Origin of the sequence: Paenibacillus yanchengensis (assembly GCF_042684845.1) — a bacterium.
Lineage (GTDB): Bacteria > Bacillota > Bacilli > Paenibacillales > Paenibacillaceae > Pristimantibacillus > Pristimantibacillus yanchengensis.
This window is the reverse complement of record NZ_JBHUMH010000051.1, coordinates 11,855-26,149: the sequence shown is the minus strand read 5'-3', so window position 1 is coordinate 26,149 and position 14,295 is coordinate 11,855. Positions and strand designations below refer to the sequence as shown.

The following is a 14,295-nucleotide window of genomic DNA, read 5'->3' as shown; positions in this document are numbered from 1 at the left end:
TTGACAGCTATTGTGGAATTGGATTAAAATATAAGAGTGCTAGATGAAGTAATGGAATACAGTTAACGCCTCGTATATGTTCGGGATAGGCTCGAACGTTTCTACCCGGAAACCGCATTTTCTGGACTACGAGTGGATTGGATATATGAGCATAAATAATGTATTAGGCTGCTATATTGTTGGCAAACTATGATTGATTTGTGTTTATTAGCAATGGTATAGACATATAACATATGTTGCTATCACCTCTATCTGCTCTGGTACTGCGGCACTTCTGAATGTGAATGAACGCTGACAGGATATTGTTAACGAAAACGTGAATGAAGGTAGGTATGCAGTCATGTCTGTGCAGGTAGGAGTAATCATGGGAAGTAAGTCAGATTGGGAAACGATGAAGCTAGCTTGTGATATTTTGGACGAATTAGCTATTCCTTATGAGAAAAAAGTAGTTTCGGCGCACCGCACACCAGATTTAATGTTTGAATATGCAGCATCAGCTGCTCAGCGTGGATTGAAAGTAATTATTGCTGGAGCTGGCGGAGCTGCACATTTGCCCGGCATGGTTGCCTCCAAAACCATTGTTCCGGTTATTGGTGTTCCGATCAAATCATCCACATTAAATGGAATAGATTCTTTGTTGTCGATTGTACAAATGCCAGGTGGCGTACCTGTTGCAACAATGGCAATTGGTGCAGCTGGCGCTACGAATGCTGGACTTATGGCAGGGCAAATGATTGGAGCATTCGATGAAGAAGTGCGTGAACGCTGTATAGCACGTCGCGAGCAGATGCAACAAGCGGTACTTACAGGTAGCGACTTATGAGCGCACCAATAATTGCTCCTGGCAGTACCATCGGCATGCTCGGCGGAGGACAGCTGGGTCGGATGATCGTACAAGAAGGTAGCAAAATGGGGTATCGTTTTATTACACTTGACCCAACAGTAGATAGTCCAATGGGACAACTATGTGAGCAAATTATTGCTCCTTATTATGATAAAGAAGCGGCACAGCAATTAGCTAAACAAGCCGATGTTATTACTTACGAATTTGAAAATGTCGATGCTGAAGTAGCCGCTATGTTAATGAAAGAAAGCTACGTGCCACAAGGCAGCGAATTGTTATTCACCACCCAGCATCGATTACGCGAAAAAGCGGCAATCGAAGCAGCTGGCGCTGTCGTTGCTCCATATAAGCAAGTATCAAGCGTTGCAGAACTAAGCGCAGCTGTCAAACAATTTGGTACGCCATGTGTACTGAAGACAGCTACAGGTGGTTACGATGGCAAAGGACAATGGGTTATCCGTGATGAAGCGGAAATAGAGCAAGCTTATGAAACAGTAGCCAAATCAGGCGTAGAGCTTGTCGTTGAAAAATTTATCGCATTTGAAAAAGAAATATCCGTTATAGCAGCACGCAGCACGCAGGGAGAAATCAAAGTTTTTCCTGTAGCTGAAAATATACATGTCAATAACATTCTCCATCTATCGATCGTGCCTGCCAATATTAGCGAGCAGATGCGTAAGCAAGCGGAGCAATTAGCTACGGCTATTGCTGAGAAGCTGCAAGTTATAGGGCTGATCGCAGTCGAAATGTTTGCTTGTGCAAACGGCGAATTGTATGTCAATGAGCTGGCGCCAAGACCGCATAATAGCGGGCACTATACGACGGACGCTTGTCGCACTTCACAATTCGAGCAGCATATTCGAGCGGTATGCGGATTGCCATTAGGCGATACGACGCTCATGACACCTGTTGTTATGGTGAATGTGCTAGGTCAGCATATGGAGCCATTAATTGCTCATATGTGTCAGCCGGATGCAGCAGCACAGCAATTAGCTGTTACACCAAAGTTACATCTGTATGGTAAGCAGGAAGCAGCTATGAATCGCAAGATGGGTCATGTTAATGTTATTGGAGCAAGTACTGATGCTGCACTAGAGTGGATAGCGCAAACCGCGTTATGGTAATTATCTTGTTCACCACTTAAGAAATTAACTAAATCGAAATTCAGGAGGCTACTCATGAAAGCAAAAGTTTATGTCACAATCCAACAAAACGTATTGGATCCACAAGGTTCAGCGGCAGAAAAGTCGCTACAGTCACTTGGATTTAATGAGGTAGGAAAAGTACGTATCGGCAAATTTATCGAAATTGAACTAGATACGAATGATCGCAACGAAGCAGAAAAACGCGTGAAAGAAATGTGCGAAAAGCTGCTTGTCAATGTTGAAGTGGAAGACTACCGTTTTGAACTGGAGGGGTAAGACTATGAAGTTTGCAGTACTCGTATTTCCTGGGTCAAATGGCGATATAGACAGCTATAGAGCTGTTAAGACAATTGGTGAACAAGTCGAATATGTATGGCATGAAACAACTGATTTATCTGATTACGATGTTATTATACTGCCAGGCGGTGCTACTTACGGTAACTATGTACGTCCTGGAGCACTAGCAAGTCATGCGGCAATCATTGATGGATTAAAGCAAGCAGTAGAGCAAGGCAAGTTAGTTATTGGTATTAGTAATGGTTTTCAAATTTTAACAGAGGCAGGCTTACTGCCAGGAACTTTTATGCCGAACGAAGGCTTGAAGTTCAGCTGTAAATATACGTCTCTAGTAGTAGAAAATAATGCAACAGCATTTACAGGTGATTATAAAGCAGCAGAACAAATATCGTTGCCAATCGCACATGCAGAAGGTAACTATTATTGTGATTCAGCAACGCTTGCGACTATGCAGGCAAATGGACAAATAGTGCTGCGTTATGCAGCTGATTATAATCCTGATGGTTCTTTAGATAATATTGCTGGTATTGTAAACGAAACAGGTAACGTGTTTGGGCTAATGCCGCATCCAGAGCGGGCGATGGACGAGCTGTTCGGATCAGAGGATGGCAAACGAATCTTTACATCGATTCTAAAAGCATGGAGGGAAAAAAATGGCACAACAGTTAACAGCTAAGGAACCTACAGCAGAACAAATTGCTTCTGAACGAATTTATTTGCAGTTTGGTGTAACGGAAGAAGAATACGAGCTTGTATGTAAATATATGGGACGCAAGCCAAACTATACAGAAATCGGCGTATTTAGCGTTATGTGGTCTGAGCACTGTTCGTATAAAAACTCCAAGCCAATTTTAAAGAAGTTTCCAATTACTGGTGAACGAGTGTTGATGGGTCCTGGTGAAGGTGCTGGAATTGTAGATATTGGTGACAATCAAGCGGTTGTATTCAAACTTGAGTCCCATAATCACCCTTCTGCTGTAGAGCCATATCAAGGAGCGGCTACTGGCGTAGGCGGAATATTGCGAGATATTTTCTCCATGGGCGCAAGACCGATTGCATCTTTGAACAGTATGCGTTTTGGTAATCTAAAAAGTGAACGAGCAAGGTATTTGTTCGAAAACGCAGTAGCTGGTATTGCTGGTTATGGTAATGCGATTGGTGTGCCATCTGTTGGCGGCGAATTGATGTTTGACGAAAGTTATGAAGGAAATCCACTAGTTAATGCGATGAGTGTTGGTCTTATTAATCACGATCAAATTCAGCGTGGTGTTGCCAAAGGAGTTGGTAACCCGGTATTTTATGTAGGTCCACCAACAGGTCGAGATGGTATTCACGGAGCAACATTCTCTTCTGTGGAACTATCTGAAGAGTCGGAGAAAAACCGTACGCCAGTACAAGTAGGCGATCCATTCGTGGAGAAATTAGTAATGGAAGCTACACTAGAATTGATCGAATCCGGTATTGTTCTTGGTATTCAAGATATGGGAGCAGCTGGGCTTACTTGTTCTAGTGCAGAGATGGCAGCAAAAGCGGGCAATGGTTTAGAGTTATATTTGGACGATGTACCGCAACGCGAGTCTGACATGACGGCATACGAAATGATGCTTTCTGAATCACAAGAAAGAATGTTGTTCGTTATTGAACCACAGCACGAAGCGCAAGCGATGGAAATTTTTGAGCGATGGGACGTTATTTGTGCCAAAGTAGGAAAAGTTACGGACGACGGTAGATTACGTTTATTCCACAAAGGAGAGCAAGTGGCAGATATGCCAGTTCAATCACTTGTTGATGATTGCCCAGTGTATCACAAGCCATCTGCTGAACCAGTTTATTATAGAGAAAACGGTATGATCGATAGTGCCGATTTTGAAGAAATTACAGATTTAAATAAAGCATTAGAAGACGTACTAGCTTCTCCGACTGTTGCGAGTAAAGAATGGGTATATAATCAATTCGACTATATGGCACGTACAGCGACAGCAGTTCCTCCAGGATCTGATGCAGGAGTAGTAGTTATTGAAGGAACGAACAAAGCGATTGCAATGACAACGGATTGTAACGGTCGTTATGTTTATTTGGACCCAGAGGTGGGCGGTAAAATTGCTGTAGCAGAAGCTGGTCGTAATATCGTTTGTTCGGGAGCAGAACCACTTGCGGTAACTGATAATCTTAACTTTGGTAACCCGGAGAAACCAGAAGTATTCTGGCAACTAGAAAAATCTGCTGACGGTATTTCAGAAGCTTGTGTCGTACTGAATACACCAGTTATTGGTGGTAACGTTAGTTTGTACAATGAAAATGCAGAAGGTGCAATCTACCCTACACCAGTTATTGGTATGGTAGGTTTGATGAATGACCTTGCTCATATTACAACACAAAGCTTCAAAGCAGAAGGCGATGTTATCGTATTGCTAGGTGAAACTAAAGCGGAATTTGGCGGTAGTGAACTACAATATGTGATGACAGGGAAAAGTGCCGGACGTCCACCAGCAATTGATTTGACAGTAGAAAAGAATACACAAGCAGCAGTACTTGCTTCGATTCGTGCAGGGCTTGTAGCTTCGGCTCATGATCTATCAGAAGGTGGACTAGCTGTTGCAATAGCAGAATCAGCAATAAGCGGTAAGCTGGGAGCGAAAGTAGCACTAGAAACGACGCTTCGTGCCGATCATCTATTGTTCAGTGAATCACAATCCCGTATTTTGTTATCCGTGAAAAAAGAGAACGTAGAGCAGCTTGCGAGCGTGCTAAAAGAGCATGACGTTACTTATGCTACGATTGGTGAAGTAACTGGCTCACAGCTTCAAATAGAAGTAAATGGTGCTGCAAAAATTGATGCACCAGTTGCTAACCTGGAAAAAGTCTGGAAGGAAGCGATCCCATGTCTGATGAAGTAATTCAGCAGACGAAGCTTTGGCTGGGAGAGCATTACAATGAAGGCAATGGCCGTAGCGAATTTGCTGACAAATTAAAAGAAGAATGCGGCGTACTCGGTATATTTAATGTGCCGGATGCAAGCACACTCTCTTACTATGCGTTGCATGCACTGCAACATCGTGGCGAAGAAAGTGCTGGTATTTGTACAGTGGACACAAAAGAGAAAAACCGCTTTTGTTATTATCGTGGGTTAGGGCTTGTAAAAGAAGTATTTGATAAAGAGAAGTTAGCGGAACTTAAAGGTGATCGAGCGATTGGACATGTTCGTTATCCAAGTTCTGGCGAAGAAGATGCGGCTAGTAATATCCAGCCGCTCATCTTCCGCTATCGTGATGGTGACCTTGCAGTCGCCACTAATGGTAGCATTATCAATGCCGGAGAAATTCGTACAGAGCTAGAACAGCAAGGATCGATATTTCAAACAACTAGTGATACGGAAGTAATTGCTCATTTGATTGCTCGTTCCTCGGCAGATTTTGAAACAGCAGCGAAGGAAGCTTTAGCTCGATTGAATGGTGGTTTCGCTGTATTAATTATGACGAACGATAAGCTGTTAGCAGCGACAGACCGTCATGGATTTCGTCCATTAGTATTAGGAAAAGTAGGCTCTGGTTTTGTATTTTCATCAGAAACGTGTGCATTTGAAACGATCGGTGCGACGTATGTGCGTGATATTACACCAGGAGAATTACTTATTCTAAGTGATAATGAATTACGAGAAGAGCGATTCGCAGAAGCAGAGCGCCAAGCGATGTGTGCGATGGAATATATTTATTTTGCACGACCAGATAGCGATATTAATGGAATTAACATCCACTCCGCTCGGAAACGGATGGGACGGATGTTAGCCAAAGAATCGTTTGTCGATGCAGACATTGTGACGGGCGTGCCCGATTCCAGTATATCTGCGGCGATTGGTTATGCAGAACAGACAGGAATTCCATACGAACTAGGATTAATTAAAAATAAATATACCGGCCGAACATTTATCCAGCCTTCACAGCAGCTACGTGAACAAGGTGTAAAAATGAAGCTATCGGCAGTACGTAAGGTTGTGGAAGGCAAACGAGTCGTTATGATTGATGATTCTATTGTTCGTGGCACGACCTCGTTGCGTATTGTTAACTTGCTTCGTGAAGCGGGTGCTATAGAAGTACATGTGCGCATTACTTCTCCACCGTTTCAAAATCCATGTTTTTATGGGATAGATACACCTGAGAGAAAAGATTTAATTGCTGCACGAATGACAGTAGAACAGATTAGACGTGAAATTAATGCTGATTCTTTGCAATTTTTAACGCATCAAGGTTGTTTGGACGCAGTTGGAAGTAATGAAGAAGTACGAAATCGTGGACTTTGTATGGCCTGCTTCGATAATGATTATCCAACAGAACAACAAAACGAGCAAATGGTTACTAGTAACAGCAAATGATGAAAATAAAGAGGTGTAATTAATGTCAGAGGCGTACAAAAAAGCTGGCGTTGATATAGCTGCTGGTAATGAAGCAGTAGATCGCATGAAAAAGCACGTGAAACGAACGTACCGTCCAGAAGTAATGGCAGAGCTAGGCGGATTCGGTAGTTTGTTTCGTTTCGATAAAGATAAGTACGATGAGCCTATTCTAGTGTCTGGAACAGATGGAGTAGGAACAAAGTTAAAGCTAGCATTCGCTATGGATAAACATGATACAATCGGTATTGATGCAGTGGCGATGTGTGTCAATGATGTTATCGTTCAAGGAGCGGAACCGTTGTTTTTTCTGGACTATTTAGCTTGCGATAAAGTTATTCCTGAGAAAATCGAAGCGATTGTTCAAGGGATAGCGGAAGGCTGTGTACAAGCTGGTTGTTCTTTGATTGGTGGAGAAACAGCTGAAATGCCAGGTATGTATGCGGAAGGAGAATATGATATTGCGGGCTTTACCGTTGGTGTCGTTGACAAAAAGAAAATGATCGATGGTTCAACGATTGCAGCTGGCGATGTTGTCCTTGGTTTTTCATCAAGCGGTATTCATAGTAATGGATTCTCTTTAGTACGTCGCTTATTGTTGGAAGAAGCAGGTTACGAGTTGACGGATGAGCTAGCAGAATTAGATGGGGCTAGACTTGGTGATGTGTTGATCGAACCGACACGGATATATGTGAAATCTGTCTTGAAACTGATGGAGCAAGTAGATGTAAAAGGGATGGCTCACATTACAGGTGGTGGCTTTATCGAAAATATTCCACGTATGTTACCTAAAACGGTCAACGTTAATGTAGAATATGGTTCATGGTCGATACAACCGATATTTCAGTTGATGCAACAAAAAGGAAATATTAGTGAGCGAGATATGTTTACGACATTTAATATGGGAATTGGGCTTGTCCTTGTCGTGCCAGCAGCACAAGCGGAGCTAGCTATGCAAATAGCAGCGGAGCAAGGCGAGGAAGTGTACCGGATCGGTGAAGTACAAGCTGGTCAAGGGGATGTAACTTTTACTGGAGTGACTGTATAATGGGAAGCAAACTGCGGATCGCAATATTTGCTTCTGGTCAAGGTAGTAATTTTCAAGCGATTGCAGATGCTGTACAACATAGGAAGCTCGATTGTTCTATCGAGCTTCTTGTTTGTGACAAGCCAGCTGCACCTGTTGTAGAGCGTGCGCATCAGAGTGGCGTAGAAGCATTCGTGTTTCAGCCAAAGCAGTATGCGTCACGAGCAGACTATGAAGCAGAAATACTGCTGGAATTGCAAAAGCGTTCTGTTGATTTAATTGTACTTGCCGGATATATGCGTATTATTACAAATACACTCGTTGAACCCTACTATGGCAAAATGATCAATATCCATCCATCACTGTTACCTGCTTTTCCGGGAGTAGCGGCTATGGAGCAAGCACTCGAATATGGGGTCAAAGTAACTGGCGTGACGGTACATTTCGTCGATGGAGGAATGGATACCGGTCCGATTATCGCTCAGCAAGCAGTGGACATTCGTCCTGATGAGACGATAGAGACATTAGCAGCAAGAATCCATGCTGTCGAACAAGAGCTATATCCAGCCGTTATTAACCAAATTGCTAATCAGCAAATCAAACTAACTGGAAGACATGTCCAGATTATAACAAACGCAAATTAAAGGAGGAATTCGTTTTGGCTATAAAGAGAGCACTACTTAGTGTTTCCGATAAAACAGGCATCGTTGATTTTGCTCGACAACTCGTGCAAGCTGGAATTGAGCTTATATCTACTGGTGGTACGCATCAATTGCTACAAGATGAAGGAGTACCGGTAATTGGTATTTCTGATGTTACAGGTTTTCCCGAAGTATTAGATGGGCGAGTAAAAACGTTGCATCCTGCTGTACATAGTGGTTTGCTAGCTATTCGCGACAATGCAGCACACCAAAAAACGATGCAAGAGCTAGAGTTTGATTATATTGATCTTGTAGTTGTTAACTTATATCCATTTAAAAATACGATTGCAAAATCGGACGTTTCTTATGCAGATGCGATTGAAAATATCGATATTGGTGGACCAACGATGTTGCGCTCTGCCGCCAAAAATCATGCTTTTGTAACAGTAGTCGTTGATGCTGCTGATTACGGTGCTGTTGTGGAACAAGTAATGGAAGCAGGGGATACAACGTTAGAACTTCGTAAACGACTTGCTGGAAAAGTATTCCGTCATACAGCAGCGTATGATACGCTAATCTCTACGTACATGCTGGAGCAAAATGGCGAAACGTTGCCAGAGACTTACACCGTTACGTATGAAAAAGTACAAGATTTACGTTATGGTGAAAATCCGCATCAGCAAGCAGCATTTTACCAAAAACCACTGGCGCAAGCGGGCAACATTACGACAGCGGAGCAACTACATGGTAAGGAATTATCATACAATAACATTAGCGATGCTAATGCGGCACTAGCGATTTTGCGTGAGTTTGAAGAACCTGCAGTTGTAGCAGTAAAACATATGAATCCATGTGGCGTAGGTATTGGTGCAACGATACATGAAGCGTATGAAAAAGCATATGCGGCTGATCCAACGTCTATCTTTGGTGGTATTGTAGCTGCTAACCGCGTAATTGAGGCAAATACAGCAGAACTATTGGCAGGTATTTTCTTGGAAATTATTATTGCACCAGATTTTAGTGCGGAAGCATTAGCTATTTTGACAAAAAAGAAAAATATTCGCTTACTAAAATTAGGGATCGATTCACTACAAACTGCTGCTCAACGTAAAGCGGACTGGGTAGTCACGTCTGTCGATGGCGGTATGCTAGTACAGCAAAGCGATGTGCATACGCTCGATGTGGCTGATCTAGAAATAGTAACAGAACGTGCGCCTTCTGAAGCAGAATTAAAACAACTGTTGTTCGGTTGGAAAGTTGTAAAGCATGTAAAATCGAATGCTATTTTATTAGCTAGAGATAATATGACCGTTGGTGTTGGTGCGGGACAAATGAACCGAGTAGGTGCAGCGAAAATTGCGATCGATCAAGCAGCTACTTTGGCGAGTGGCTCCGTACTTGCTTCCGATGCCTTCTTCCCAATGGGTGATACAGTAGAGCTGGCAGCGCAAGCGGGCATTACTGCTATTATTCAACCGGGTGGTTCTATTAGAGATGAGGAATCGATTGCAGCAGCTAACGCTAACAATATTGCTATGGTATTTACAAAAGTTCGTCATTTCAAACACTGATTCGAAGTAGTATCGTAATTACGATCTGTAGTATAATGGACGTTTGGATAGATATTCGGAAGGATGGGATTTGGAGTGCGCATTCTTGTAGTAGGTGGCGGTGGTCGTGAACATACGATCATTTGGTCATTGAAAAAAAGTGAAAAAGTATCAGAAATATATTGTGCTCCCGGCAATGCAGGAATTGCACAACTCGCTACTTGCGTGCCGATTGCAGTCGATAAATTCGCAGAGTTAGTTGCTTTTGCTAAACAAGAGCAAATAGATCTCGTTATTGTAGGTCCTGATGATCCACTGGCAGGGGGACTTATCGATGCATTTGAGCAAGCGAATATACCGGCTTATGGACCGAATAAAGCAGCAGCAGAAATTGAAGGCAGCAAGATTTTCATGAAAAACTTGTTGAAAAAATATAATATTCCAACTGCGGCTTACGAGACGTTTACTGATTACGAAGCAGCACTTACTTACTTAAGACAGCAATCTGCTCCAATCGTTATTAAAGCGGATGGATTAGCAGCAGGCAAAGGCGTTACGGTAGCAATGACGATGGAAGAAGCAGAACAAGCATTACATGAAGCGATGGTTGACAAAGTGTTCGGTGCATCGGGAAATCAAGTCGTGATTGAACAGTTTTTGCAAGGACAAGAGATGTCGATCTTAGCATTTGTTGATGGAGAAACAGTTAAGGCGATGCCCGCAGCGCAAGACCATAAACCGATTTTTGATGGCGACAAAGGTCCTAACACGGGTGGTATGGGTACTTATGCTCCACTACCTCATATTGATCCCGCTATTATTGCATCAGCGATGGAAACGATCGTTGTTCCAACTGCCAAAGCGATGGTACAGGAAGGTAGGCCGTTCCGTGGAGTATTGTTCGCTGGTTTAATAATGACAGCCGATGGAGTAAAAACAATTGAGTTTAATGCTCGTTTCGGAGATCCAGAAACACAAGTTGTTTTACCGAAATTAGAAACCGATTTGTTGGACATTATTCTTGCTTCGATGAATGGTAAGCTTGATGAGCTTGATATACAGTGGAATGATGATGCGGCAGTGTGTGTTATTATAGCTTCGGAAGGTTATCCAGGGAGTTATGAAAAAGGTAAAGTAATTACTGGTATAGAAGAAGCAGAAGAGCAAGGTGCGCTAGTATTTCATGCCGGAACAGCATTACAGGACGGACAGTTAGTAACAAACGGCGGACGAGTACTCGGTGTCGTTGGTAAAGGTGCATCGATTGCTGAAGCGCGTGAACGCGCCTATGAAGCTGTGGAGAAAATTACATTTGCAGGAAAGCAAAGTAGAACAGATATTGCACTTAAAGCACTAGTTTAACTACTGTAAACTTCCTAAAACATCCTCATGAGTAAACGAGAGTTCACGATTCTGACATCAATTCTCGTTTATGATGAGGTTTTTTTTATTTTATTAATAAACTTTAACAAATGATAGAACTTTTTCATCACTAGTAGCGTCTAAGTACATATAGAGTTAAATTGTGTCGAATCGATATGTCGAATGAACTATTTACAACTTTATAATGGATGTTACTTTTTTGTAACTCTATCAATATAACTATGCGATACAATAGAGGTAACAGCAATGATAAGAAGGTGATGCAAGTGGAAGTAAGAAGAGAACGACGGCGAATATTGGCAGTAGTAATTATGACATTATTTTTATTAATTGTACTTGTTAGTGGTTGTGCGCTTAATGGAACGTTTGGCAATACGATGGAAACGGAAAAGTTTCAACAAGGAAGTCAAGTAGATGGTAAAGGCAATGTAATCGGGTCGGTATCTGGTCATGGAGCAAATGGTAATGGTGAACAAAAGGATGGAGATCGTCCATCAACTGGTCATCATGTAGATGAGCCGTCATCAACAAGCTCACCCTCTAGTAATGGGCAGTCAGGAAGCAATCAGGGTGACAACGATGATGGGGACAATGCAGGCAAGCAAACGAATGGTAGTGAATCAAACGGAAATTCGAACAGTTCAGAACAAAGTAATAATGGGCAAGAAACAGATAACACCGAACAAACGACAGAGCCAAATGAAGGAGCGACAAACAGCGGTACAAAGGGGAATGAAGAAAATTCCACAGGAACTGCTGAGTCACCTAGCCCTAATCCTACTGATTCAAACCAATCTTCTACCAAACCTAATCCTGATGGGAAAGGTACTGGAACGAAGGGTAGTGAAACAGCCGGTACTATTGGCAAGGATAAGCCAACAGTGGATGGGAAACAACCATCAGATAAAAAAGTTGTTGCATTAACTTTCGATGATGGTCCAGATACGAAGTATACTCCAGCAATTTTGGATATACTACAAGAGAAAGGGGTGCCGGCGACGTTTTACGTAGTTGGTACACAAGTGTCAAAGCATCATGATATTATGAAACGAATAGTTGATGAAGGGCATGCGCTTGGTAATCATTCTTTAAGTCATAAAGATTTTACAAAATTAAGTAAAAAACAATTACAAGAGGAAATTGAAAAAAATGATCAGCTTATAAAAGCTGCTGTAGGTTTTTATCCTAATGAGATTAGAGCGCCTTATGGAGCTTTGAACAAAACTGTACGCGAGATGTTTAAGCAAAATGATCGGACGCATGTTGCTTGGACGGTGGATACGAGAGACTGGGCAGGAACATCGATTAAAGAAATGCGTGAAATGATCCGAACACAAACAAAAGATCGTGGAATTATATTAATGCACTCATTCGGTGGTAAACATATTCAGAACACAGTAGATATGCTAGCAGATGTTATTGATGATTTACAGAAGCTTGGCTTTACATTCGTCACAACAGAGGAATTATTTGATTAATATACTTTGCGATAGAAGGAGGAGTGCTATTTTGCAATGGCATGAGTTACAGCAGAGTAGCCGACACCAGCCGTCCGTTATTCGGACGGTTCTTCTTTTTTTATGGGCTAGTTGTGGATTATATTTAGCAGGGTGTAGCAGCTTTACCTCTACGCCAGTCGATATATTAGAGCAGCCAGCGATAGCAGCAGAGCAAGCGGCTGTTATCGAAGCGATTACGAAACAATTGCCGATAAATAGTACACTTATATTACCACAACGGGCGAATCAGCAGGGAGCAATTCAGTATGTAGATCTCGATAACGATCAAACGGATGAAGTAATCGTCTCATACCAAGATCAATATCGTCAGCCAGAAATATTAATATGGAAACAACTGCCGAACGAACAATGGTATGTATTTACACGGATTCGTGCTTCACTGGCATCAGAGCTGGATTGGCTACAAATAGTGGATATTGACCAAGATGGTACGAAAGAATTGTTAGTTGGTTGGATCATTGATGATGAAAGAAATGGTTTGTTGGAGTTGTATTCTATAACAGAGTCAGAGCAAACGAAACCAGATGATAGTGAGTTGGAAATGCAACTACAACCATTGGCAACTTATGAATACCATATGACGGCACTAAACGAAACCTTTAGTAATGGTGCAGGATCTGCTCCAGAATTAATATCGGAGAGAACGATGCAGCTTGCTTTAATTACTAAAAAGAAACAAGAAGATCATGCACAGAGTGAAGTCTATCAGCTTGTTGTTTATGGCTGGTCAGCGCAACAACAGCAACTAATACCATTAGCAACAACGACATTAAATAGTGAAGTAAATGACTATACTGTTTTACAAATAGGAAATATTGCACGAGCGAGGCAAGGGGTTATTGTAGAAGCATCCGTTGGAGCACATGGAACATTAAGTACAATGTATTTGTTTACAGGAGATAAGCTTCAAGCAATTATTCCTAAACAAATGGCGGATGGATTTAATGAATCATCTGCTTTTAGTAGAGATATGAATGAAGATGGAATATTGGAACTGGAATGGCGAGTTGCGGCTCCAGATAGTGTCGACAAATCCTATGCTGAAACGACCTACATCAGTAAATGGTTGCAATGGGACGGACGAGAGTCATTTCATATTATTCAAGAGCAAATAAATGATTATCGCTACAATGTGGCGATCAATATACCGGCTACTTGGAGCGACCACTATACGATTGATTTTACAGAACGAGAAGAGAAGCAATTGTTTGAGCTTTTTTATTGGGATAAGGAAAATAAAGTACGCTACTTGTTAGCGACCGTCTATGCAGTAGAACAACAAAAATGGCATAAATGGTTAGTCGATGAACGAAGCAAGCAGGAGGCGGAGTTTACGATTGTGTGGCGTGATAGTGGGAATATATTTGCGATGATGCCAGCTTCATTGGCTATAAGTAACGATCTATCTTCAGAAAAACAAGCGGTGTATATGAAAATGAAAGAACAGCTGCAATCAGCTGAACAGTTTTTTCAACCGTTATATAGGGAGTAACAGCAAATG

General features: G+C 42.0%; 12 protein-coding genes and 1 riboswitch. All 12 genes read left to right on the top strand.

Annotation, left to right across the window (positions count from 1 at the left end; genetic code table 11):
- Positions 1-50 precede the first annotated feature (50 nt).
- A riboswitch (purine riboswitch) is annotated at positions 51-149 on the top strand.
- A gap of 191 nt (positions 150-340) precedes the next feature.
- The 12 genes from purE (at position 341) to ACFSTH_RS13315 (ending at position 14,286) form a co-directional block, all read left to right on the top strand.
- Entirely contained in the window at positions 341-823 is a 483-nt protein-coding gene (gene purE, locus ACFSTH_RS13370; protein ID WP_377769359.1) for a 5-(carboxyamino)imidazole ribonucleotide mutase, read from the top strand.
- A complete protein-coding gene (purK, locus tag ACFSTH_RS13365) occupies positions 820-1,968 on the top strand; it encodes a 5-(carboxyamino)imidazole ribonucleotide synthase (protein WP_377769358.1) in 1,149 nt (382 codons plus the stop codon). Before purE ends, purK begins: the two co-directional genes overlap by 4 nt.
- Positions 1,969-2,022: 54 nt before the next feature.
- Positions 2,023-2,265, top strand: a complete 243-nt coding sequence (gene purS, locus ACFSTH_RS13360; protein ID WP_377769357.1) for a phosphoribosylformylglycinamidine synthase subunit PurS — start codon at positions 2,023-2,025, stop codon at positions 2,263-2,265.
- A gap of 4 nt (positions 2,266-2,269) precedes the next feature.
- Entirely contained in the window at positions 2,270-2,962 is a 693-nt protein-coding gene (purQ, locus tag ACFSTH_RS13355; protein WP_377769356.1) for a phosphoribosylformylglycinamidine synthase subunit PurQ, read from the top strand.
- Complete coding sequence (gene purL / locus ACFSTH_RS13350; RefSeq protein ID WP_377769355.1) at positions 2,940-5,183, top strand: phosphoribosylformylglycinamidine synthase subunit PurL; 2,244 nt, start codon at positions 2,940-2,942, stop codon at positions 5,181-5,183. The genes purQ and purL overlap by 23 nt, the downstream gene beginning before the upstream one ends.
- The gene (gene purF, locus ACFSTH_RS13345) at positions 5,168-6,655 is read left to right on the top strand and encodes an amidophosphoribosyltransferase (protein ID WP_377769354.1); all 1,488 of its coding nucleotides are present in this window, start codon (positions 5,168-5,170) and stop codon (positions 6,653-6,655) included. Before purL ends, purF begins: the two co-directional genes overlap by 16 nt.
- Before the next feature lie 22 nt (positions 6,656-6,677).
- Positions 6,678-7,721 (top strand): phosphoribosylformylglycinamidine cyclo-ligase, encoded by a 1,044-nt coding sequence (gene purM, locus ACFSTH_RS13340; RefSeq protein WP_377769353.1) that lies wholly within the window; start codon positions 6,678-6,680, stop codon positions 7,719-7,721.
- The gene (gene purN / locus ACFSTH_RS13335; protein WP_377769352.1) at positions 7,721-8,344 is read left to right on the top strand and encodes a phosphoribosylglycinamide formyltransferase; all 624 of its coding nucleotides are present in this window, start codon (positions 7,721-7,723) and stop codon (positions 8,342-8,344) included. Before purM ends, purN begins: the two co-directional genes overlap by 1 nt.
- Before the next feature lie 14 nt (positions 8,345-8,358).
- Positions 8,359-9,912: a bifunctional phosphoribosylaminoimidazolecarboxamide formyltransferase/IMP cyclohydrolase gene (gene purH, locus ACFSTH_RS13330; RefSeq protein WP_377769351.1), complete on the top strand. Its 1,554-nt coding sequence runs from the start codon at positions 8,359-8,361 to the stop codon at positions 9,910-9,912.
- A gap of 75 nt (positions 9,913-9,987) precedes the next feature.
- The gene (gene purD, locus ACFSTH_RS13325) at positions 9,988-11,253 is read left to right on the top strand and encodes a phosphoribosylamine--glycine ligase (protein ID WP_377769350.1); all 1,266 of its coding nucleotides are present in this window, start codon (positions 9,988-9,990) and stop codon (positions 11,251-11,253) included.
- 287 nt (positions 11,254-11,540) lie between these two features.
- The gene (locus ACFSTH_RS13320; protein WP_377769349.1) at positions 11,541-12,752 is read left to right on the top strand and encodes a polysaccharide deacetylase family protein; all 1,212 of its coding nucleotides are present in this window, start codon (positions 11,541-11,543) and stop codon (positions 12,750-12,752) included.
- Positions 12,753-12,783: 31 nt separating this feature from the next.
- Positions 12,784-14,286, top strand: a complete 1,503-nt coding sequence (locus ACFSTH_RS13315; RefSeq protein WP_377769348.1) for an FG-GAP repeat domain-containing protein — start codon at positions 12,784-12,786, stop codon at positions 14,284-14,286.
- Positions 14,287-14,295 lie beyond the last annotated feature (9 nt).

Excerpts from the sequence above, each read along its gene's own strand:
- purK (WP_377769358.1), top strand. The coding sequence starts at position 820 with ATGAGCGCACCAATAATTGCTCCTGGCAGTACCATCGGCATGCTCGGC.
- purL (WP_377769355.1), top strand. The coding sequence starts at position 2,940 with ATGGCACAACAGTTAACAGCTAAGGAACCTACAGCAGAACAAATTGCT.
- purM (WP_377769353.1), top strand. The coding sequence starts at position 6,678 with ATGTCAGAGGCGTACAAAAAAGCTGGCGTTGATATAGCTGCTGGTAAT.
- purS (WP_377769357.1), top strand. The coding sequence starts at position 2,023 with ATGAAAGCAAAAGTTTATGTCACAATCCAACAAAACGTATTGGATCCA.
- purN (WP_377769352.1), top strand. The coding sequence starts at position 7,721 with ATGGGAAGCAAACTGCGGATCGCAATATTTGCTTCTGGTCAAGGTAGT.
- purQ (WP_377769356.1), top strand. The coding sequence starts at position 2,270 with ATGAAGTTTGCAGTACTCGTATTTCCTGGGTCAAATGGCGATATAGAC.
- purF (WP_377769354.1), top strand. The coding sequence starts at position 5,168 with ATGTCTGATGAAGTAATTCAGCAGACGAAGCTTTGGCTGGGAGAGCAT.
- purE (WP_377769359.1), top strand. The coding sequence starts at position 341 with ATGTCTGTGCAGGTAGGAGTAATCATGGGAAGTAAGTCAGATTGGGAA.